The organism is Butyricicoccus pullicaecorum DSM 23266 (assembly GCF_900167005.1).
Taxonomy (GTDB): Bacteria; Bacillota; Clostridia; order Oscillospirales; family Butyricicoccaceae; genus Butyricicoccus; species Butyricicoccus pullicaecorum.
Window position 1 is genome coordinate 64,985 of sequence record NZ_FUXW01000009.1, and the last position, 22,007, is coordinate 86,991.

Below are 22,007 nucleotides of genomic sequence, written 5' to 3' on the forward strand. Positions count from 1 at the left end.
TACATGAACGCAAGACGATTTACGGCCGGTCTGCTGGCCTGCCTGACCCTGTTTGGCCTGAGCGCCTGCGGCGGTGACAGTGAGCAGGCCGCAGAGACCGCACAGGTCGAGGAGCAGGGCACGGCGGTCGAGACCCAGACGGTCGAGCGCACCGACCTTGCCAATGAGAACATGGTGTCCGGTCAGGTCATCGCGGACTCTGCGGTGTCCATCGTCCCCACCATCGCCGGTACCGTGCAGGACCTGCCGGTCAAGGCGGGCGATACGGTCAAGGCCGGTCAGCTGCTCTTTCAGATCGATACCAGCCAGATTACCAGCTCTTACGCCTCTTTGCAGGAGAGCTATAACGCCACCCAGCAGCTGACCAACGAGGCTATTCAGAACGCACAGAAGGCGCTGCCCATCGCGCAGAGCGCGGTTACCACAGCGCAGACCAACTACGACAACACCCTGACCCTCTTTAACGTCGGCGCGGCCTCGCAGGTCGAGCTCGACCAGGCCAGAATGCAGCTCGATCAGGCCAATAACCAGCTCGAACAGGCACGCTCGGCGGTGTCGCAGGCGCGTGCCAGCCAGAAGGCACAGCTCGCGCAGATCGAGTCGTCGCTCAACCAGATTCGCACCCAAGCGGCTGCCGGTACGGTCACTGCACCCTGTGACGGCCTGATTACCGCGGTCAATATCGTCGAGGGCGGCATGGCGGCACAGTCCGGCCCGGCCGTGGTCATCGCAGAGGGCGGACGCACCCGCATTTCGGTGCAGGTGTCCGAGAGCCTGCTCGGTCAGCTCAAGGTGGGCGACAGCGCACAGGTGACCGTCTCGGCGGTCTCGAGTGAACCGTTTACCGCCACCATCGCGACCATCGCCCCGGCGGCAAACGCCCAGACCGCACTCTATGAAGTGCGCCTGTACACCCCGGCTGACGTGACCTACCCCATCGGCGCGTTTGCCGACGTGACGTTCTACACCAATCGCCGACCGGATGCGGTCACCGTGCCCTCGGATGCCATTCTGACCGACGGCGCCGAACAGTACGTCTTTGTGGTGGAAAACGACACGGCAAAGAAGGTCACGGTACAGACCGGCGTGGTCGGTGACGGCGTGACCGAGATTACCGGCGGTCTGACCGGCGGTGAGACACTGGTAACCAAGGGTCAGAGCTATCTGTCCGACGGCGCAGCCGTCCGCGTGGTTTCCGGGGAGGATACACCATGAATATCGCAGACTTTTGTCTGAAACATAAGGTCACAACCATCATGGCCTATGTGCTGATCGTCGTGTTCGGCATCATGGGCTTTACCTCGCTGCCGCTTGCCCTGCTGCCCGATATTGAGCTGCCCATGGCAGTCGTGTATACGACTTACTCGAACGCAGGTCCGCAGGAAGTCGAGAACATGGTCACCAAGACCATCGAGTCGGCGTGCGCGAGCGTGTCGGGTATGGACGAGATTCAGTCGCTCTCGTCCGAAGGCTCGTCCATGGTCATGGTCACCTTTGCCGACGGCACCGATATGGACGAGGCCATGGTCGACCTGCGTGACCGCATCGACCGCGTTAAGGGCTATCTGCCCGAGGATGCCGACGCACCCATGACCATGACCATCGATGTCGATGCCATGCCGGTCGTGACCGTCGGCCTCAAGGGCGCAGACCTTGCCGAGTTGCAGGCCATCGCCGAGGATGACATCCAGCCCGCCCTCGAGCGCATCGACGGCGTGGCTTCGGTCGATATCGCGGGCGGCTACGAAAACGAGATTGCCATTGACACCGATGCCGACCGCTTGGCAGGCTACGGCCTGTCGGTGTCGTACATCGCGCAGATGCTAGCGGCTGAGAACGTCGCCCTGCCCGCGGGCGAGGTACAGTCGGGCGATCAGAGCTTCTCGGTACGCGCGGACGGTGAATTCAGCTCGGTCAGCGACATTGCAAACACCCTGATTCCGCTGCCGACCGGCGGCACCGTGCGTCTGAGCGAGGTTGCAGATGTCTACGTCGCACCCAAGGAGCAGACCGCCATCGCCAAGATCGGCGGTGAACCCTGTATCACGATCTCGGTCAATAAGCAGTCGGACACCAACACCTTGCAGGTGGCCGAGCGCGCCAAGGAGGCGCTGAACGAGGTGACCGCGCTCCAGCCCACGCTGGACTGGTCGCTGCTCATGGATCAGAGTGACATGATTAACATGACCGTCGACTCGGTTATCCAGAACATCGTCTTTGGCGTGCTGCTCGCAGCCATCGTGCTGTTTGTCTTCCTGCGCGATCTGGGCGCGACCGCGGTCATTTCGGTGTCCATGCCCATCTGTATCATCTCGGTTTTCCTCATCATGCAGGTGTTTGACATCACCATGAACATGATGTCGCTCGGCGGCATCGCCATGGGCGTCGGCATGATCGTGGATAACTCGATCGTCGTACTGGAAAACATCTTTCACTACCGGTCGGACGGCTGTGACCGCTTTGTTTCGTGTGTTGAGGGCACCAAGGAGGTCGCGCTGTCCATCTCGGCATCCACCCTCACAACGGTTGCCGTTTTCCTGCCCATCGGCCTGTCCGGCGGTCTGTCGGGTATGATGTTCCGCGAGTTCTGCATCACCATCTGTTCGCTGCTGCTCGCGTCGCTGCTCATCGCCCTGACACTGGTTCCCGTCCTGTGCTATGCCCTGCTCGACCGCGGCGGCAAGCACAGAATGCGCATGCCGGATACCGGGCATGATATTGCAGACCGACCGCTCATGCGCAAGTACAAAGAACTGCTTGCCCACTTTATCACCCACCGCAAGAAAGCGATCATCATTTCGGGTGCCATGATCGTGGCCTTTCTGGGCTCGATTGCCATTGCAGGCGTGGAACTCATGCCGCAGATGGACGAGAGCATGGTAGCCATCGGCGTTGAAATGCCGGTCGGCTCCGACCTTGAGGACGTGTCGGCCATGGCCGACCGCGCGGTAGATATCGCGCTCGAACAGGTGCCCGAGATTGAGAGCATCTACTACTCGACCGGCGGCGCGTCCATGAGCACAACGTCCACGGCAAACAGTGCGTCCATCACGGTCAATCTGGTCGATAAGAGCGACCGCGACCGCACCTCGCAGCAGGTTGCCGACGACCTCAGACCGTACATGCAGGATCTGGCAGGTGCCGAAATCTCGGTCGAGGCATCGGGCACGATGGATATGTCGTCCATGACCGGTGACGCCATTTCGGTGACGCTGCGCGGCGACGACTATGATAAACTGTCCCAGACCGCCGAGCAGCTGGCAGGTCAGCTTGCCGCATTGCCGGGTGCGATTGAGGTTTCGTCCTCAGCGTCCGAGCAGGTGCCCGAGGTCGAGATTACGCTCAACCGCGCCAACGCATCCCGCTTCGGACTGACTGCCGCAACCATCGGCCAGGCCGTGCGCGGTGAGCTGTCCGGTCAGACAGCTACCCAGCTCAAGGTGAACGGTGAGGAAATCACGGTCACCGTGCGCGGTGACAGCCGAGCCGAGACCAGCATTGACGCACTCAAGAGCGTCATGATTCCCACCCAGGCCGGCGGTTCGGTGCCGCTGTCGCTGGTGGCGAACGTCGAGACCGTACTCGCACCCCAGAGCATCAACCGCCTGAACCAGAGCCGTACGGTCACCATCACGGGCGGCGCAGCCGATAACGTGTCGACCGCCGAGATGAGCCAGGCAGTACAGGGCGTTCTGGACACCTTCGAACTGCCCGACGGCATCACCTACGAGACCGGCGGCGAGATGGAAGAGATGATTAACACTTTCACCCAGCTGGCTTACGCGCTTGTTGTCGCACTGGGACTGGTATACTTCGTCCTTGCCAGTCAGTTTGAGTCCTTCGTCATGCCGGTTATCATCATGACCATTCTGCCTATCGGTCTGCTGGGCTCGCTCTTCACCCTGCCCTTGACCGGCAACAAGATTTCCATGGTGGCATTCATCGGCGTCATCATGCTGGCCGGTACGGTGGTCAACTCGTCCATCGTCCTCATCGACTACATGAACATCCGCCGCAAACGCGGCGAGGATAAGGACACCGCAATTTTGAACGCCTGCCCGCGCCGTGTGCGTCCGGTTCTGATGACCACGCTCACCACTGTTCTCGGTCTGCTGCCTATGGTATTTTCCAATGGCGAGGGCGCCGAGATGATGCGGCCGATGGCGATTGTTATGATTACCGGTATGGTGGTGTCCACCATCGTGACTTTGCTGTTTACCCCGGTGTACTACTCGCTCATTGACAGCCTTATTGAGCATGTCCGGACGCGCAGCGCAGAGCGTCACGCCCGCCGGCTGGCGCGAGATACTAACCAGACAAAGGAGATCTGACATGACCGAGGAGAAAAATGATATCCGCGGCCGTCGTCGGCAGGCGATCTTAGCCGCAGCGGCCGAGGAATTCTGCCGCAACGGCTTTGAACACGCCCGGATGGATGCCATTGCCGTGCGCGCAGGCATCGGAAAATCGACAATCTATGAATATTTTCCCTCCAAAAACGCCCTGCTGACCGCGGTTGGCGAACAGATGGCCGAGCGCGTGTTTGTCGAGCTCTCGGGCATTCTGCACAGCAATATTGCGTTTCGGGATAAGATGATCAGCTACATGCGTTTTCTGACCAGCGTGCTGGCACAGATGGGGCAGAAACTGCTGATTTTGTTCCGGGAAGACAGCTCGATGACCTTTTTTGAGGAGATGTCCCACCAGTATGCCGAACAGCAGTATGAACTGCTCGAGGCCGAGGTGGTGCGTGCACAGCAGGCAGGCGAACTGCGGGCGGATATTGACCCGATCGTCGTTGCCACGCTGCTGGCCTCGCTGACTTCGACCATGTTCAAGGCGCGCGAGGTACCGCTCGAGTCGCTGGTAGACGTGCTGATGCGGGGGATGGGTGCATGACGATTGGAGTGAATGAACGCGCATGGCTGCGCACCTTCCCGGAAACCGCGCATTGGCGCAAGGTACTGCCCGTGCGGGGCGGCTACGGCAGCGACCGCAAGTACGAGGTCTGGACGCGCAGCGGGGAACACCTGCTGCTGCGCGTAGCTGACGAGCGGGAGACCCGACGCAAGTACGCCGAGTTTGCCTTTATCCAGCGCTGTCAGGCACTGGGCTTTCCCATGCCGCGCCCGGTGGACTGTGGCCTGCACGCGGGCAAGGTATACGAACTTTTGACCTGGGTGGAGGGTGAACCGCTGACCCAGGAGCTCATCGGCATGCCCGAATCCGAACAGTATCGTCTGGGACAGGAGGCAGGCCGTGCGCTTGCCGCCATTCACAGCGTGCTGCTCGAGCCGGGTGAGCGCCGCGAGGCCGACGGCGAGGTCGAGGCGCGTAAGCGCATGGTCTTCCGCTATCTGGCCAGCCGTCACCGCATGGCGGGAGACGACGCGACGGTCATGTTTGTGGCAAAACACGTCGCGTATCCCAAGCGACTGGCCGGTCTGCACGGTGATTTTCATATCGGCAACCTGCTGCTCACAGCGGGCGGCAAGCTGGCGGTCATGGACTTCGACCGCCGACAGGTCGGTGACCGCTGGCAGGACTTCCAGCGCGCGCAGACCTTCTCGGTACCGCGCTCGACCGCCTTTGTCAATGGCCAGATTCACGCCTATTTCATGGGCGACCCGCCGCAGGAATTCTGGGAGGCCTTCGCCTACGAGGCGGCTTACGGTGCCATCCGCCAGATCGTGTGGGCGGAATCGCTGGGCGCGAACGCCACCCAGCAGATGCAGATGAGCTACGCCCGCGCGGCGCGCGACTTCCGTGGTTTTACGCCCTGTGAGCCGCCGCGGTGGTATGTGCCTGCACGGTAAAAGAGCGAATTTACGCAAAAGAAAAAGCCGAATCCGGTTGGATTCGGCTTTTTTTGCGTTTGAAATACGGTCTTACTTGACCTCGGGCAGGTCGAGCTTGTCCAGATCGACCTTGATCGGGCCGCAGCCTGCGCACTTGGAACAGTCGTGCATGCAGGCCATCGGGTCGTCGGGGTCTTCCTCGCGGCACATGCGCAGCACGGTGTCGTCACCCTGCTTTTCGCCGACCAGGAACTTGGCAGCGGCTTCCTCTGCCGAGCCGGTGACACCGGGGACAAGCAGAACGCCCAGCATTTCCAGCGCGTTGCGCGATGCGATGCCCAGCTGGCCGCAGATGAGCACGTCGACGGCGTAGTGGCCGACAAAGCTGAGCAGACGGATGTGACCCTCACCCGGACAGTCAACCAGCTCCTTGGCGGTGGGCTGACCGTTCTCCGCGGTGACGATCAAAAACTGCTGACAGACGCCGAGATCGGAAGCGACCACGCCGTCCGCGTAAGCGATGGCAATTTTCATAACGGATATCCTTTCTGCACGGAAAACCTGAAATTAGAGCAGCTTTTCCAGCATAGCGGTTGCGCCCTGGAGCGACTCGGGCAGCTTGGCATCCTCGATGCAGCCAGCGTCGACTGCCTCAGCCAGCTTGGGATCGATGGGCAGCTTTGCCAGTACCGGCACGCCGTACTGTGCAGCGACTTCCTCGACACGGCTCTTGCCAAAGACCTCGATGTGCCCCCCGCAGTCGGGGCACTCGATGTAGCTGTAGTTTTCGATGACACCCAGTACCGGAATGTTCATCATCTGCGCCATCTTGACCGCCTTGCCCACGATCATGGAAACCAGATCCTGCGGCGAGGTCATGACGATGATGCCGTCGATGGGCAGCGACTGGAACACGGTCAGCGGTACATCGCCGGTTCCGGGAGGCATGTCGACGAACATAAAGTCTACGTCCTGCCAGATGACGTCGGACCAGAACTGCTTGACGGTCTCAGCGATGATGGGGCCGCGGTAGATGACCGGGTCATCGGCGTGGGGCAGCAGGAAGTTGATGGAGATCATGTCGATACCGGTCGACGAGGTCTTGGGGTAGATACCCTCCTCGCAGCCCTCGAGCTCACCCGAGAGGCCGAAGGCCTTGGGGATGGAAGGACCGGTGATGTCAGCGTCCAGAATGGCGCTGTGGTAACCGCGGCGGGTCATGGAGACCGCCAGCATGGACGTAACCAGCGACTTGCCGACGCCGCCCTTACCCGAAACAACGCCGATCACCTTGCGGACGGTGGACAGCTTGTTGGGGGCAACCTGCAGGCTTTTGGGCTCGCCGCAGTTCGAAGAACAGGATTCGCAGTTGTGCGAACAACCCATAGTAAACAACTCCTAACGGTTTTAATGATTGTAGATAGAACTATTATACTGCACCTTTTGTCGATTATCAATGCGAAAGTGCATAGAACGGCTCAGATCCCGAATTCCGGCACGTACTGCATGACACCGGACAGGGCGGGCGCGTCCGGGCGCAGCCGGATGGCCATAAAATTTTCGTCCGGCACGTCAAAGGGTGCACGGATACCGAGCGCACGTGCGGGCTGGTATCCGAACCGCGGGTAATAGGTTTCGCTGCCCAGCACGACCGACCAGTCATAACCAAGCGCGGCGATCTGGCGATGGCCTTCGCGTACGAGTGCTGCGCCGATGCCCTGACGCTGGCAGTCGGGATGGACGGCCAGGGGGGCGAGTGCCGCGACCGGATGGGTGCCGACCGTGGCGGGAGAAAACAGGACATGTCCCACGATCTCATTATCCTGCACGGCGACCAGAGACAGTGCGCAGTGACCGCCGGCGCGCAGGGCGTCGACCAGATCTTGTTCGGTACCGTCGCTGTGCGCTGCACTGGCAAACGCGAGGGTCACCAGCTGGTGAATGGCTGGCAAATCGGCAGGGGTTTCGGGACGGATCAACATAAAAATATCCTCCTGTGCGTTGAGATAAGAAAACCGCCCGGATTATTCGGGGCGGTTTTGGCGGCTGTTGCGCTCGGCGTGGTCGCGGATGCGCGCAAAGGTTTCCTCGCTGAGGATGTGTTCGATTTTGCAGGCATCCTGTTCGGCGATGTCGTGCGGGACACCGATTGTCGTCAGATATTCGGTCAGCAGGGTGTGACGCTCGTAGATCTTGTCGGCGATCTCACGTCCCTGCTCGGTCAGCTCGATCAGACCGTGGGGTTTTACGATGATATAACCGTTTTCACGCAGACGCTTCATTGCGGTGGATACACTGGGTTTGGAGAAACCCAGATCGGTTGCGATATCGATCGAACGCACCGAGCCGTTTCGGAGCGTCAGCCGCAGGATGGTTTCCAGATAGTCCTCGGCGGATTTTTGGATGCGCAAGGTTTTGGCCCTCCATTCCGTAGCATCCCTTCCGGGAAAAGTCTTCTCATATATGGTAGCATATTATACGCAAATTTGCAATTTTTTCAGCCCGATCTATTGACAGAATAAGTTAGCTATGGTAAACTGTGCATTGCAAAGGTTAGAAAGGACTAACTTACAATGGATACAGAAAAGGAGAACGCGCTTATGCCGCTTACATTCGCAAAGCCGGGACATACCGGTGTGATCCAGCGCATCCTGGGTAAGGATGAAGCACGCCGTCATCTGGAGTCGCTTGGGTTCGTGGTTGGTGCCGCGGTATCCGTGGTCGCAGAACGCGGCGGTAACCTGATCCTGCAGATCCGCGACAGCCGCGTCGCACTCGACCGTGCAACCGCGTCGCGCATCTTAATCAGTTAAGTTTTTTACAAATTTCGCATACGATCACAAAGCTAAGGAGGGGAAAACACGATGAAGAGCCTGGAACAGGTAAAGCCGGGTGAGACGGTATCGGTCGTCCGTCTGCATGGCGAGGGCCCGATCAAGCGCCGCATCATGGACATGGGTATCACCAAGGGTGTGACCGTCTTTGTCCGCAAGGTCGCGCCGCTCGGCGATCCCATGGAAATCACCGTGCGCGGCTACGAGCTGTCTCTGCGCAAGGCAGACTGCGCCGCCATCGAAGTACAGTAACATCGTTTTCCTCCATATTTCCCATTCGGATGCAGTTCGCCCCCGTGCGGCTGCCTCTTTTTGCGGCGTGGGTTAGTGAAGGTAAACAATTAGAGAAAACAAACCAAAAGCGTTAACATGAAACAATGAGGGAGGTTTCAGCTATGGGGATGAAAATCGCGCTGGCGGGCAACCCGAACTGTGGCAAGACCACACTGTTCAATGCCCTGACCGGTGCAAGTCAGCACGTCGGCAACTGGCCCGGCGTCACCGTTGAAAAAAAGGAAGGCAAGCTGCGCGGTCACGGGGACGTGATCATTCAGGACTTGCCGGGCGTTTATTCGCTTTCGCCGTACACGCTTGAGGAGGTCGTGACCCGTGATTATCTGGTCACCGAGCAGCCCGACGCGATTTTGAACATCATCGACGCGTCCAACCTCGAGCGCAACCTGTACCTGACCACTCAGCTCATGGAACTGGGTCTGCCGGTCGTCATCGCGCTCAATATGATGGACGTGGTACGCCGTCAGGGCGGTTCCATCCAGTCGAGCGCGCTGTCGCAGGCACTGGGCGTGCCGGTCGTCGAGATCAGCGCACTCAAGGGCGAAAACTGCGTTGAGGCCGCGCTGGAAGCCGTGCGTGCGGCAAAGAGCCGTCAGGCGGCAAAGCCGGTCACCTTCGGCGAGGACATCGAGCACGCGCTGGAGCAGATCGGCACGCAGGTGAGCGGCCACTGTCAGCCGTCGCATAACCGCTGGTATGCCGTCAAGCTGTTCGAGCGCGACGCGCGCACCGAACTGCCGCTCGGCCAGATGGCAAAGGACACCATCGAGGCCTACATCAAGACCGTAGAGGACGCGCAGGACGACGATGCCGAGAGCATCATCACCAATGCTCGCTACGAGTGCGCAGCCAAGCTGGCGCACGCCGCTGGCCGCGAGGGCAAGGTGCATAAGCTGACCGGCAGCGACAAGATCGACCAGATCGTCACCAACCGCTGGCTCGGTTTCCCGATCTTCGTGGGCGTTATGTTCCTGGTTTACTATCTGTCCATCTCCACGGTCGGCACCATGATGACCGACTGGGTCAACGATGTGCTGTTCGGTGAGATCATCCCGCCGGCTGTTGAGGGCTGGCTGGCTTCGGCTGCGACCCCGGAATGGCTCAACGGTCTGGTGCTCGACGGCATCGTTGCCGGTGTCGGATCGGTTCTGGGCTTCCTGCCGCAGATGATGGTGCTCTTCCTGTGCCTGGCCTTCCTGGAGGACTGCGGCTACATGGCGCGTATCGCCTTCCTGATGGACCGTATCTTCCGTCGCTTCGGCCTGTCCGGCAAGTCGTTCATTCCCATGCTCATCGGCACGGGCTGCGGCGTACCCGGCATCATGGCTTCTCGTACCATCGAAAACCAGCGTGACCGCCGCATGACGGTCATCACGACGACCTTTATCCCGTGCTCGGCTAAGCTGCCGGTCATCGCGCTCATCGCGGGCGCACTCTTCGGCGGCGCATGGTGGGTCGGCCCGTCGGCATACTTCGTCGGCGTCGCTGCCATCATCTGCTCGGGCATCATCCTCAAGAAGACCCGCCTGTTTGTCGGAGATCCCGCACCGTTTGTTATGGAGCTGCCCGCATACCACTGGCCCAGCCTCAAGGGCGTGCTGCGCCACATGTGGGAGCGTGCCGTTGCCTTCATCAAGAAGGCCGGAACGGTCATTTTCCTGGCGGTTACCCTCATCTGGTTCCTCCAGACCTTTAACTTCCGTCTGGAAATGGTTGAACAGAATGAGTCCATTCTGGCATCCATCGGCAACGTGCTCGCACCCATCTTCGCACCGCTCGGCTGGGGCGACTGGCGTGCAGCGGTCGCAGCCATCAGCGGCCTGATCGCAAAGGAGAACGTCGTCGGTACGCTGGGCGTGCTGTTCGGCTTCGCCGAGGTCGCCGAGGACGGCGTAGAAATCTGGGGCACCATGCAGCAGGTATTCACGCCGGTTGCAGCATACTCTTTCTTGGTCTTCAACCTCCTGTGCGCACCCTGCTTTGCTGCGATCGGCGCAGTCCGTCGTGAGCTGGGCGGTAAGTGGACGCTGATTGCCGTCGGCTATCAGTGCCTGCTCGCGTACATGGTCTCTCTGTGTATTTATCAGTTCGGCGCACTGCTGACCGGCGCGGCTTCGTTCGGTGTCGGCACGGTCGTCGCGATCATCATTCTGGTCGTCTTCCTGTACCTGCTGTTCCGTCCGCAGCCTAAGCCTGAATCCAAGCTGCGCCGCGCGGCCGTCAAGGCATAAGGGAAGCCCGACCGGGGAAAGGCGGTTTCTGTTATGAATTTACCAACCATTCTCATCGTTTTGGTGCTCGTCATCGCGGTCGTGCTGGCCGTGCGCAGCATCGTAAAGGATAAGAAAAAGGGCGGTTGTTCGGGCTGCTCGGGCGGCTGTTCCTGTTCCGGCCATTCCCATGGCGGCGGATGCTGCCACTAACCCTTGACCCACTTTGATTCCCTTTTTATATTCTCATGACTCCGTTGGGGCCGGTACCGTATTGGTACCGGCCCTGACGCATTTCTCCGGGAGAATCCCGGAGAAATGATAAAAGGTTGTGAAATGCACAAAAAGTTGGTATAATAAAAGATAACTTGCATCCGAGAATCAACCGGAGAGAGAGGAGCTATACCAAGATGAAGAGAACTTTTTGGAAACGTGCAGCAACCGGCGTGCTGGCAGCCGTGATGGCACTGAGCCTGACCGCATGCGGCGGTAAGGAGACCGTAGAGGCGGCAAGCGAGGAAGAGAAGAACGCGGTTGTACTGACCGTGGACGGCGTGGACTTCACCGCGGAGGAGTACGCGGTTTCGTTCTTATATAATCAGAACCGTCTGGACAGCATGCTGTCGATGTACGGCCAGCAGACCTCGGCGGACGTGACCGACGAGGCCGACCGTCAGACGTACAGCGATAACATTGCCACCTTGGCAAAGCAGCAGCTGACTTACATGGCCGTGTGTGAAAAGCAGATGGAAGCACAGGGCCTGACCGTCGAGGACAGCGATATCGATGCACAGATGGCCGAGTTTGAGGAGCAGATGGGCGGTGCCGATCAGGTCGACGAGTACCTCAAGGGCGTAGGCCTGACCCGCGAGCAGTACAGCGATCTGGCACGGCTGAACGTCATGATCAGCAAGCTGCGCGCAGCATATCTGGAGGCCAACCCGAACGCTGCCCGCGAGCGCTTTGACCAGACTTATATGCGCTGCAAGCACGTTCTGATTAAGACCGTCGACGACGATAACAACGAGCTGGAAAATCAGGACGAGCTCAAGGCCAAGGCTGAGGAAGTCGCTTCCCGTGCCAAGGCAGGCGAGGACTTTGACGCACTCATCAAGGAGTACAACGAAGACCCCGGCATGGAGAGCAGCCCGGACGGCTACGTCTTCACCGAGGGTGAGATGGTCGACGAGTTCTATCAGGGCACCAAGGCACTGGAAGTCGGCGGTATTTCCGACCCGATCAAGTCGAGCTATGGCTGGCACATCATCCAGCGCCTGCCGCTGCGTGATGAGGACTTCACCGCAAAGCAGGCAACCGTAGAGGAAGCACTGTTCTCCGAGCAGGCCGAGGCTTGGCAGCAGGCAGCCGAGGTCACGGAGGGCGATAAGCTGTCCGAGATCAATCTGGATACGGCCAAGAGCTACGTGCAGTAACCCGCGTTCGGACACGCATAGGAGGGGGACAGCATGAAGCGTAAGGCGTTCCGTGCGGCGCTGCCGTACACCATACCGATCTGTGTGGGCTTTCTGTTTTTGGGGATGTCCTACGGGTTTCTGATGAAGAGCCAGGGCTTTTCGGTGATTTATCCGATGCTCATGAGCCTGTTCATCTTTGCAGGTTCGATGGAGTTTGTCACCGTGAGCCTGCTCCTGTCAGCGTTTCAGCCCTTCCACGCCTTTGTTTTGGCGCTCATGGTCAACGCGAGACACCTGTTTTACGGCATTTCCATGCTGGAAAAGTTCAAAAATACCGGATGGAAGAAATTTTATCTGATTTTCGGCATGTGCGACGAGTCGTTCACCATCAACTGCACGGTCGAGCCGCCTGAGGGCGTCGACCGGGGCTGGTTCATGTTCTTTGTCACCCTGCTCAACCATCTGTACTGGGTGGGCGGGGCGACCTTGGGCGCACTGCTGGGCTGTGTCGTCCAGTTTGACACGACCGGACTGGAATTTGTCATGACCGCGCTGTTTGTGGTCATGTTCATCGGCCAATGGGAGCAGAACCCCGACCACAGACCGGCACTGACCGGTCTGGGCTGTTCGCTCCTGTGCCTGCTGGTCTTCGGCGCATCGTCCTTCATCCTGCCCGCTATGGCACTCATTATCCTGTGCTTTACCCTGACCCGTCCCAAGACCACGCGGAAGGAGGCAGCCGGATGACGACGACACAGAGTATTCTGACCGTTCTGGCCGTCGTGCTGGGCACGATGGCAACCCGTTTTCTGCCCTTTCTGATCTTTCCTGAGGGCAAAAAACCACCGGCATTCATCAGCTATCTGGGCACCGTCCTGCCCTACGCCGTCATCGGCCTGCTGGTCGTGTACTGCTTGAAAGATGCCGTGTTCACTAATCTGCACGGCCTGCCTGAACTGATCGCGATCGCGTTCATCGTGGCGCTGCATAAGTGGAAGCATAATACCTTGCTCAGTATCGCCGCGGGTACCGTGCTGTATATGGCACTCGTGCAGACCGTGTTTGCCTGAAAATCCTACATAGCGAAAAGGGAAATCGGAGCTAATTGAAGCTTTCGCTCAAGCCTTTCTCGAAAGGCTTGCGGAGTCTTGAGGCAGAGCCTCAAGTCGCCCGTCGGCCCGTAGGTCACTATCCTTCTTCCCGCGCCGTGCGCGGATAAAATGAGTGCTAGAGAGCGAAATCCCCTTTTGATTCCCGGTGTTCGGCCCGGGAATCAATGAATTCTCGTTTCCCATCGCCATCCTCAGATGGCGAAACCCCTTTGCTTCCCAACATCCACCCCGGGAAGCAAATAAAACGACCCCAAAACAAAAAACACCCGGCTCCCTATAAGAAGCCGGGCAAACAGACAGAGGGATGCAAATGCATCCCTCTATTTTTTTGCGCTTATCGATCGGAATTGCCATCCTGTGCCGGAATGATACGCTCAAAGGAACCCGAGCGCAGCAGCGTGGCGAAAGCAGTCGCATTCGGCGGTAGAATACGGCTCTGAATGCCGCTCAGACCAACGTCCTCCAGACGGTGACAGTCCGAACCGGCAGTCTGAATGAAGCCGGGACCCTGCGCATCGGCCAGCGCCTGCGCGAGATCGTTGTGGTTGTGGTGCATGTGACGGGGATTTGCATTGTATACCTCAATACCGTCGAGGAAGCAGGGCGCAAGCGGTACACAGGTCTTGCGGAAGGGGTGCGCCTGGATGAAGACCGCACCGGACTTGCGTGCGATGTCGGAGAAGGCAACCGCGCCCATGGACATGATCTCGTGCGGATGGGCCAGCATGGCCGGGTCAAAGCCGTAGAACAGATAGTCGTTGTCGTTCTCGTAGAAGCGCAGCTCTGCGCCTAAGTAGACCGTCATATTGTACGCCGCCGCAGCCTCGGCCAGTCTCTGGTAGCCTTCAGTAAAGCGCGGCATGACATCGGCGGGATCTTTGGGGTCAATGCCCATGTAGACCCAGGTATCGGGGTTGTAGTGGTCGGTGACCGCGATGGCGTGGTATCCGGCCTCGTGGTACAGACGGGCGAGTTCCTCGGCGTCCAGCCAGCCGCATTTGCTGACCTGCCGGGTGTGCAGATGGGGTTCGATTTTGTACATAACAAACGGTCCTTTCACAACGATATCGATACGCGCAGAAGTGTTCGTGAAACGGGAGAATAAATTCCCAGCCTATTTTAGCTGATTTTACAAAAAATAGCAAGTAAATCTGTTTGATACGCCATAATGTAGAAAATATTGAAAGAAGTTTGTGCAAAATGGAAGTGATTCAACCTTTGCGAAATGGTATAGTTATGGTACTATATGTAGTATAACACGGGCGATGAAAGCGATTGCATATTGGCTTTCGCGTCGATTTTTACAGAAAGGGAGTTGCCGTATATGGATGCTGGCGAGGCAAGTGTCGTATTGGAAGAAATCAGTTATTTTGAAGCGGTTCTGCGCATGCTGTGTGCGATGCTGGTCGGCATCGTCGTAGGCGTCGAGCGCGGACGCAACCACCGTCCGGCGGGTATGCGTACCCACATGCTGGTCGCGCTGGGCGCGTGCGTGACCATGGTGGTCAGCAACTACCTGTTTGTCGAGTTCCGACCGCTGGGCGCAACCCCTGACCCGGCTCGTCTGGGTGCACAGGTCGTGTCCGGCGTGGGCTTTCTGGGTGCAGGTACGATCATGCGCGAAGGTCTGTCAGTTAAAGGTCTAACCACGGCTGCAAGTATCTGGGCGGTCGCCTGTCTGGGACTTGCCGCAGGTGCGGGCTACTACGCCATCGCCCTGACCGGTGCGGCGGCGGTGTACGCGACGCTGACCGTCTTTGAAGTCGTTCAGCGCAAGATGAACGTCACCCGTCACGCCACGCTCGCACTCGATCTGGAGTGCAAAGACCTGTCCGGTGTCATGCACGACCTCAACCGTTTTTCCGTGCAGCAGAACGCCACGCTCTCGCACGTACAGTTCGACGAGACCGAAGAGCGAGGCGTCTATCACCTGACCGCGATTGCGGTCTTCCGGGGCGCCAATCCACAGGCCGATCAAGCGGTATTTTTGGAGAAACTGGGCGGAAATCTCAACGTCAAGAAGCTGGAAACCACACAGTATTGACCTGTGCGGACATAGAGAACAAGAGAAGCGGGCCGGGCCGGGACGCGGTCTGGAGGAAAGGAGCAAGCGATGCACAAGCACTATGACACCTTGGTCGTTGGACCGATCTCCCTCGACCAAAATATCGACTATCAGGATTTTGAGCGCCGTGAGGTGGGCGGTGCGATCGTACAGTCGGGTTTTGCCGCAGCACACAGCGGCAACGTGACCGCAATTTTCACCAAACTCAATCCCAAGGATGCCGATCCGGACGCTGTCTTTGCCGGTACGGGTGCGGATATTTTCTGGAAGCCGTCGGCTGAGACCTGTTCCATCCGCAATAAATATTTTACCGCCGATAAGGAGCGCCGCGACTGCCGCTCGATGGGCAAGTGCGACCCGTTCACCTTTGAGGAGCTGCCCGAGGTCGAGACCAGCATTTATCACTTTGCCGGTCTGGTTTACGGCGATTTTGACGGCGAATTGTTCCGAAAGGCACACGCGACCGGTGCAAAGGTTGCGGTCGATGTGCAGTGCATGCTGCGCCACGTCGAGGACGACAAGAGCATGCAGTTCCACGACTGGGCAGACAAACTGACCTACCTGCCCGAGGTCGACTTCCTTAAGACCGACGCTGCCGAGGCTGCCATTCTGACCGGTCTGGAAGACCGCGCTGAGGCTGCCCGCCAGCTGCATGCATGGGGCGCCAAGGAAGTTATGGTTACCCACAACACCGAGGTTCTGATTTACGACGGCACGCAGATTTACACCTGTCCGATCGTCGCACGCAACCTGTCCGGCCGTACCGGCCGCGGTGACACCTGCTTTGCCGGCTATATCACCGAGCGCCTGCGCGCCGATGTGCCGACCGCTTTGCAGTATGCTGCCGCACTGGTGTCGCTCAAGATGGAGACGCCCGGCCCGTTTAAGGGAACCCGCGAAGATGTTATGGCATATATCAAAGAAATGTATTAAAATAAAGAGAGGGTCTCTCGACCCTGCATGCGCCTCCGGAGGACTGCGGAGGCGCGCGCTTTTTTACAGATATAGAAAGGGGACAAGCGATATGAATATTTGGCACGACATCGACCCAACCCTGGTTCAGCCCGACAGCTTCACCGCGGTCATTGAGATTCCGGCGGGCAGCAAGAAAAAGTATGAACTGGACAAGCGCACGGGACTGATGCGTCTCGATCGCATTCTGCACACATCCACCCACTACCCGGCAAACTACGGTTTTATCCCGCGTACTTATGCCGACGACGGCGACCCGCTGGACGTTCTGGTCCTGTGCTCGGAAACCCTCGACCCGTCCATTATGGTACAGTGCTACCCGGTGGGCGTTGTGCGCATGGTAGATAACGGCGCGTGTGACGACAAGATCATCGCGGTCTGTGAGCACGACCCGACCTGGAACTTCTACCGCGAGTATGACGACCTGCCGCCCCATATCGGCAACGAATTTGCACACTTTTTCGAGGTCTACAAGCAGCTCGAAGGCCGCCGCACGGCGATTTCCGAGGTATATGGCCGCCGCGCAGCCGAGCAGATCGTCGCCGAGTGCATGGAGCGTTACCTCGTGCACTTTTGCGGCAAACGACCGGAGCTCGACCGCCATTTGCAGAAGGACGAGACGCCCGAGGCCAACGTCTGAGGACAAGTCCATACCACGCTCAAAACTGTCTAAAACCCGGACGCACTTGCGTCCGGGTTTTATCATTCCCGATAAAAATGCCGCTGCGGCCTTGTGAATAGTTGACAAAAGAAACTGTTGATTTTATAATAGCTAACAGCATTAGCAAAAGGAGGGAAAGCGTTGCAGACAGACGAGCAGATCATGCAGATTTTCCAGGATTTGCGGGAAATCTATCAGACAGCCAGACAGCACAACGCCGAGACCATCAATCAGGGCGAAAAACAGGTGCTGCACTACCTGTGCCAGACCGGCGGACAGGCGCAGCCGGGTGAAATCAGCCGCGCCATACACATTTCGACCGCACGCGTGGCGGCGATTGTGGGCAGCCTTGCACGCAAGGGGCAGATTGTCCGCGAGCCGCTCGGCAGTGACCGTCGCTGCGTGCAGATTCGGCTGACTGAGGCCGGAAGAGAACGCGTCGCGGCCATTTATGCGCATATGGGCGAGCAAATGACGTATATTTTACAGGCACTCGGACCCGAGGACGCCGCAGAGTTCTGCCGCATCCTGCACCGCTTGCCCGGCATCCTGGCACAATTCAACGAACCATCGAAAGGAGACCTTTAAATGCTGCACATATTCGGCTACCTGAAACGGTCGTGGAAGTCGGTCGTGCTCATTTTCATGCTGCTGATCTTCCAGGCCAGCTGCGACCTGACCTTGCCGCAGTTTACGTCCAATCTGGTCGATATCGGCATCCAGCAGAACGGCATCGCGCACGCCGCGCCTGCCGAGATGCGGGACACGACCATGGAAGACCTCAGCCTGTTTTTGACCGACGAGGAACAAGCGCTCGTGTCATCCTGCTATGAACAGTCGGGTGACCGCTGGGTACGCACGACCGACGACGAAAAGACCTTGGAACAGCTGGACGAGGCAATGTCCATGCCCATGGTGATGCTGGATACCATCCAGTCGTCCGATCAGATCGACCGTGATGCGCTGTACGCGCGTCTGGAGTCGGGTGAAATCACCCGCGAGCACCTGCTGGGCGCAGAGAGCCAGATGGAAAGCCAGCTGTCCGGCATGGGCGGCTCGACCATCACCCAGAAGGCCATTCTGTTCACGCAGAAAGAGTATGAAGCGCTGGGCTACGACCTGCACGAAATGCAGATGAACTACCTGCTTACGACCGGCGGCAAAATGCTGGCGCTGTCGCTCGGCATGGTTGCAGCTGCTATTCTGGTCGGCCTGATCGCCTCGCGCACGGCGGCAGAACTCGCCATGCACCTGCGTGAAAGCCTGTTTACCCGCGTTGTCTCGTTCGGCAACGAGGAGATGACCAAGTTTTCCACCGCTTCGCTCATCACGCGCTCGACCAACGACATCCAACAGGTGCAAATGGTCATCGTCATGCTGCTGCGCATCGTGCTCTATGCCCCGATTCTGGGCGTGGGCGGCATTTTCCGCGTCATGCGCACCGAAACCAGCATGGCATGGATTATCGCGGTCGCCGTCGGTGCGGTCATGTGTCTGGTTGCCGTTCTGATGGGCGTTGCGCTGCCGCGCTTTAAGAAGATGCAGACCCTTATCGATAACCTCAATCTGGTTGCCCGTGAGATCTTGACCGGCCTGCCGGTTATCCGTGCATTCAGCCGTGAAAAGCACGAGGAAGAGCGCTTTGACGGGGCCAATATCGCCCTGACGCGCACCCAGCTGTTCACCAACCGCGTCATGACCTTTATGATGCCGTGCATGATGCTGATTATGAACGTGGTCACGGTTGCGATCGTCTGGTTTGGCGCACATGGCGTAGATCTCGGCAACATGCAGGTCGGTGATATGATGGCGTTTATCACCTATACCATGCAGATCATCATGTCCTTCCTGATGATTTCCATGATTTCCATTATGCTGCCCCGTGCAGGCGTTGCCGCCGACCGTATCAACGAGGTGCTCACTACCGAACCGCGCATCCGCGATAAGGCAAAGGTCGAGGATGATAAGCTGACCGACTGCCGCGGCGAGGTCGTCTTTGACGACGTATCCTTCCGCTACCCGGATGCCGATGCCGACGTGCTCGAGCATATTTCCTTCACCGCAAAGCCCGGACAGACCACCGCGATCATCGGCTCGACCGGTGCGGGTAAGTCCTCGCTGTTAAACCTCATTCCGCGCTTCTTTGATGTGAGCTACGGACGCATCACCATCGACGGCATTGATATTCGTAACCTGTCGCTGCATAAACTGCACGAGGTGCTGGGCTACGTCCCGCAGAAGGGCGTGCTGTTCTCGGGTGATATCGAATCCAACCTGAAGTTCGGCGGCGCGGATATCTCGGATGCCCAGATGGAACAGGCTGCCGAGATTGCACAGGCGACCGAGTTCATCGAGAGCAAACCCGACCGCTACCAGACCCCCATCGCACAGGGCGGTACCAACGTGTCGGGCGGCCAGAAACAGCGCCTGTCCATCGCCCGCGCGATTGCCAAGAATCCGAAAATCTACCTGTTCGACGACTCGTTCTCGGCACTGGACTATAAGACCGATGCCGCACTGCGCCGTGCGCTGTCCGAGCGCGTACACGATGCAACTACGATCATCGTCGCACAGCGTATTTCCACCATCCTGCACGCCGAACAGATCATCGTCCTCGACGAGGGCAAGGTGGCAGGTATCGGCACCCATGAAGAGCTGATGAAGACGTGCGCGACCTATCAGGAAATCGCACGATCGCAGCTGTCGGAAAAGGAGTTAGGAGGGATGAACGCATGAGTCAGAGACCGATGAGAGGGCCGATGCGCGGCGGTCATGGTATGATGCCGGGCGAGAAGGCCAAGGACTTTAAGGGCAGCACACTGCGTTTGCTGTCCTACATGGGAAAGTTCAAGTTTGCCCTGATCGGCGTTCTGCTGTTCGCCGTGGGCAGTACCCTGTTTCACGTCGTCGGCCCGAAGATTCTGGGTCAGGCGACCACCGAACTGTTTTCCGGTCTGGTTGCAAAGGTGCAGGGCACGGGAAGTATCAATTTCGGAAAGATCGGTACCATTTTGCTCCTGCTGCTCGGTCTGTATCTGCTCAGCGCCCTGTTTTCCTTCATTCAGGGCTGGATCATGACCGGCGTGACCCAGCGCCTGTGCTATCGCCTGCGCCGGGATATCTCGGAGAAGATTCACCGCATGCCGATGAAGTATTTTGAGTCCAAAACGGTCGGTGAAGTGCTCTCGCGCATTACGAACGATATCGATACGCTGGGTCAGAGCCTCAACCAGTCGGTCACCCAGCTCATCACCTCGGTGACCACCATCATCGGCGTCATCATCATGATGCTGTCCATCAATACCATCATGACCGGCGTGACCATTGTCATCCTGCCGGTGTCCATGGTGCTGGTTATGATCGTGGTCAAGCACTCGCAGAAGTACTTCCGTGCCCAGCAGGCCTTCCTCGGCACCATCAACGGACAGGTCGAGGAGACCTACTCCGGCCATAACGTCGTGCGCGCCTTCAACCGTGAACAGGCCGTGCTCGACGAGTTCCGCGAGACCAACAAAAAACTGTATCAGTCGGCGTGGAAGTCGCAGTTTTTCTCCGGCCTCATGCAGCCCATTATGCAGTTTATCGGCAACCTGGGCTATGTTGCCGTGACCGTGCTCGGCGCGATTCTGGCCGCTGCCGGTACCATCCAGGTCGGTGATATCCAGTCCTTTATCCAGTACGTGCGCAACTTCACCCAGCCCATCACCCAGATGGCACAGGTGTCCAATATGCTCCAGTCCATGGCCGCAGCGGCCGAGCGCGTCTTTGAGTTCCTCGCAGAGGAAGAGGAAGACCAGCTCGCAGAAAGCCCGGTTCCGGCTTCGTCTATTCAGGGACAGGTCACCTTTGACCACGTCCGCTTCGGCTATGACCCCAATAAGATCATCATTGGCGACTTTTCCGCAACCGTCGAACCCGGCCAGACGGTCGCTATCGTCGGCCCGACCGGTGCGGGCAAGACCACCATGGTCAAGCTGCTCATGCGCTTCTATGACGTGCAGAGCGGTGCCATCCGCATCGACGGCCACGACGTGCGCGACTTCAACCGCAGCCAGCTGCGCGAGGCGTTCGGCATGGTCTTGCAGGATACCTGGCTGTTTAAGGGTACGATCATGGAGAATATTCGCTATGGCAGACTGGACGCAACCGACGAGGAAGTTATCGCTGCCGCTAAGGCCGCACACGTTCACCACTTCATCCAGACCCTGCCGGGTGGCTATCAAATGGAGCTGAGCGAGGACGCATCCAATATTTCTCAGGGTCAGCGCCAGCTGCTCACCATCGCCCGTGCAATTCTGGCCGATAATAAGATCATGATTCTGGACGAGGCGACTTCGAGCGTTGATACCCGTACCGAACAGCTCATCCAGAAGGCAATGAATAATCTGATGAAGGGCAGAACCAGCTTCGTTATCGCCCATCGACTGTCTACCATCAAGGATGCAGACTTGATTCTGGTCATGAAGGATGGCGATATTATCGAACAGGGTAATCATCAGACCTTGCTCGAGAAGAATGGATTCTACGCGACATTGTATAATAGCCAGTTTGAGGACGTGTCCGCCTAAAGCACCGAATCAATCCCGCCCGCAGGCGACAAGCGGGTCCGGGTCTGCGACCCGGCGCGATCCAGCCGCGCAGGCTGG

At 58.5% G+C, this 22,007-nt stretch carries 22 protein-coding genes; 17 read left to right on the top strand and 5 right to left on the bottom strand.

The window, feature by feature from the left end:
• Positions 1-3: 3 nt before the first annotated feature.
• From B5D52_RS12330 to B5D52_RS12345, 4 genes are read left to right on the top strand one after another with little or no spacing between them, the layout of a single operon-like run.
• The gene (locus B5D52_RS12330; protein ID WP_016149032.1) at positions 4-1,215 is read left to right on the top strand and encodes an efflux RND transporter periplasmic adaptor subunit; all 1,212 of its coding nucleotides are present in this window, start codon (positions 4-6) and stop codon (positions 1,213-1,215) included.
• Positions 1,212-4,331 (top strand): efflux RND transporter permease subunit, encoded by a 3,120-nt coding sequence (locus B5D52_RS12335; protein WP_016149033.1) that lies wholly within the window; start codon positions 1,212-1,214, stop codon positions 4,329-4,331. The genes B5D52_RS12330 and B5D52_RS12335 overlap by 4 nt, the downstream gene beginning before the upstream one ends.
• Before the next feature lies 1 nt (position 4,332).
• Positions 4,333-4,899 (top strand): TetR/AcrR family transcriptional regulator, encoded by a 567-nt coding sequence (locus B5D52_RS12340; protein WP_016149034.1) that lies wholly within the window; start codon positions 4,333-4,335, stop codon positions 4,897-4,899.
• The gene (locus tag B5D52_RS12345; RefSeq protein ID WP_016149035.1) at positions 4,896-5,816 is read left to right on the top strand and encodes an aminoglycoside phosphotransferase family protein; all 921 of its coding nucleotides are present in this window, start codon (positions 4,896-4,898) and stop codon (positions 5,814-5,816) included. The genes B5D52_RS12340 and B5D52_RS12345 overlap by 4 nt, the downstream gene beginning before the upstream one ends.
• Positions 5,817-5,888: 72 nt before the next feature.
• Here B5D52_RS12345 and B5D52_RS12350 read toward each other — a convergent pair whose 3' ends face one another.
• The 4 genes from B5D52_RS12350 to B5D52_RS12365 form a co-directional block, all read right to left on the bottom strand.
• Positions 5,889-6,332 (bottom strand): NifB/NifX family molybdenum-iron cluster-binding protein, encoded by a 444-nt coding sequence (locus B5D52_RS12350; RefSeq protein WP_016149036.1) that lies wholly within the window; start codon positions 6,330-6,332, stop codon positions 5,889-5,891.
• A 33-nt stretch (positions 6,333-6,365) separates the two neighbouring features.
• A complete protein-coding gene (locus B5D52_RS12355; protein WP_016149037.1) occupies positions 6,366-7,184 on the bottom strand; it encodes an Mrp/NBP35 family ATP-binding protein in 819 nt (272 codons plus the stop codon).
• A gap of 92 nt (positions 7,185-7,276) precedes the next feature.
• Positions 7,277-7,780 carry a GNAT family N-acetyltransferase gene (locus B5D52_RS12360; RefSeq protein WP_016149038.1) on the bottom strand — a complete coding sequence of 168 codons (504 nt, stop codon included), beginning with the start codon at positions 7,778-7,780 and terminating at the stop codon, positions 7,277-7,279.
• A gap of 42 nt (positions 7,781-7,822) precedes the next feature.
• Positions 7,823-8,209 carry a metal-dependent transcriptional regulator gene (locus tag B5D52_RS12365; RefSeq protein WP_016149039.1) on the bottom strand — a complete coding sequence of 129 codons (387 nt, stop codon included), beginning with the start codon at positions 8,207-8,209 and terminating at the stop codon, positions 7,823-7,825.
• 189 nt (positions 8,210-8,398) lie between these two features.
• On the opposite strand from B5D52_RS12365, the gene B5D52_RS12370 reads away from it, so the two are divergent.
• From B5D52_RS12370 to B5D52_RS12400, 7 genes are all read left to right on the top strand, one after another.
• Positions 8,399-8,611, top strand: coding sequence for a FeoA family protein (locus tag B5D52_RS12370; protein WP_016149040.1), 213 nt, complete (start codon positions 8,399-8,401; stop codon positions 8,609-8,611).
• Between the two features lie 51 nt (positions 8,612-8,662).
• Complete coding sequence (locus B5D52_RS12375) at positions 8,663-8,884, top strand: FeoA family protein (RefSeq protein ID WP_016149041.1); 222 nt, start codon at positions 8,663-8,665, stop codon at positions 8,882-8,884.
• Positions 8,885-9,027: 143 nt separating this feature from the next.
• Positions 9,028-11,157, top strand: coding sequence for a ferrous iron transport protein B (feoB, locus tag B5D52_RS12380; protein ID WP_016149042.1), 2,130 nt, complete (start codon positions 9,028-9,030; stop codon positions 11,155-11,157).
• Positions 11,158-11,190: 33 nt separating this feature from the next.
• Positions 11,191-11,349 carry a FeoB-associated Cys-rich membrane protein gene (locus tag B5D52_RS12385; RefSeq protein WP_016149043.1) on the top strand — a complete coding sequence of 53 codons (159 nt, stop codon included), beginning with the start codon at positions 11,191-11,193 and terminating at the stop codon, positions 11,347-11,349.
• Positions 11,350-11,546: 197 nt separating this feature from the next.
• Positions 11,547-12,569 (top strand): peptidylprolyl isomerase, encoded by a 1,023-nt coding sequence (locus B5D52_RS12390; RefSeq protein WP_016149044.1) that lies wholly within the window; start codon positions 11,547-11,549, stop codon positions 12,567-12,569.
• 33 nt (positions 12,570-12,602) lie between these two features.
• Entirely contained in the window at positions 12,603-13,298 is a 696-nt protein-coding gene (locus tag B5D52_RS12395) for an AzlC family ABC transporter permease (RefSeq protein WP_016149045.1), read from the top strand.
• On the top strand, positions 13,295-13,621 hold the full coding sequence (locus tag B5D52_RS12400) for a branched-chain amino acid transporter permease (protein WP_016149046.1): 327 nt from the start codon (positions 13,295-13,297) through the stop codon (positions 13,619-13,621). The genes B5D52_RS12395 and B5D52_RS12400 overlap by 4 nt, the downstream gene beginning before the upstream one ends.
• 376 nt (positions 13,622-13,997) lie before the next feature.
• Here B5D52_RS12400 and B5D52_RS12405 read toward each other — a convergent pair whose 3' ends face one another.
• Positions 13,998-14,705, bottom strand: a complete 708-nt coding sequence (locus tag B5D52_RS12405; RefSeq protein ID WP_016149047.1) for a PHP domain-containing protein — start codon at positions 14,703-14,705, stop codon at positions 13,998-14,000.
• Positions 14,706-14,987: 282 nt separating this feature from the next.
• On the opposite strand from B5D52_RS12405, the gene B5D52_RS12410 reads away from it, so the two are divergent.
• The 6 genes from B5D52_RS12410 (at position 14,988) to B5D52_RS12435 (ending at position 21,929) form a co-directional block, all read left to right on the top strand.
• Positions 14,988-15,707, top strand: a complete 720-nt coding sequence (locus tag B5D52_RS12410; RefSeq protein ID WP_016149048.1) for an MgtC/SapB family protein — start codon at positions 14,988-14,990, stop codon at positions 15,705-15,707.
• A 69-nt stretch (positions 15,708-15,776) separates the two neighbouring features.
• On the top strand, positions 15,777-16,661 hold the full coding sequence (locus tag B5D52_RS12415; protein WP_016149049.1) for a PfkB family carbohydrate kinase: 885 nt from the start codon (positions 15,777-15,779) through the stop codon (positions 16,659-16,661).
• A gap of 91 nt (positions 16,662-16,752) precedes the next feature.
• Entirely contained in the window at positions 16,753-17,340 is a 588-nt protein-coding gene (locus tag B5D52_RS12420) for an inorganic diphosphatase (RefSeq protein WP_016149050.1), read from the top strand.
• Between the two features lie 162 nt (positions 17,341-17,502).
• Entirely contained in the window at positions 17,503-17,949 is a 447-nt protein-coding gene (locus B5D52_RS12425; protein WP_016149051.1) for a MarR family winged helix-turn-helix transcriptional regulator, read from the top strand.
• A complete protein-coding gene (locus B5D52_RS12430) occupies positions 17,950-20,097 on the top strand; it encodes an ABC transporter ATP-binding protein (protein ID WP_016149052.1) in 2,148 nt (715 codons plus the stop codon).
• A complete protein-coding gene (locus B5D52_RS12435) occupies positions 20,094-21,929 on the top strand; it encodes an ABC transporter ATP-binding protein (protein ID WP_016149053.1) in 1,836 nt (611 codons plus the stop codon). Before B5D52_RS12430 ends, B5D52_RS12435 begins: the two co-directional genes overlap by 4 nt.
• Positions 21,930-22,007: the final 78 nt, after the last annotated feature.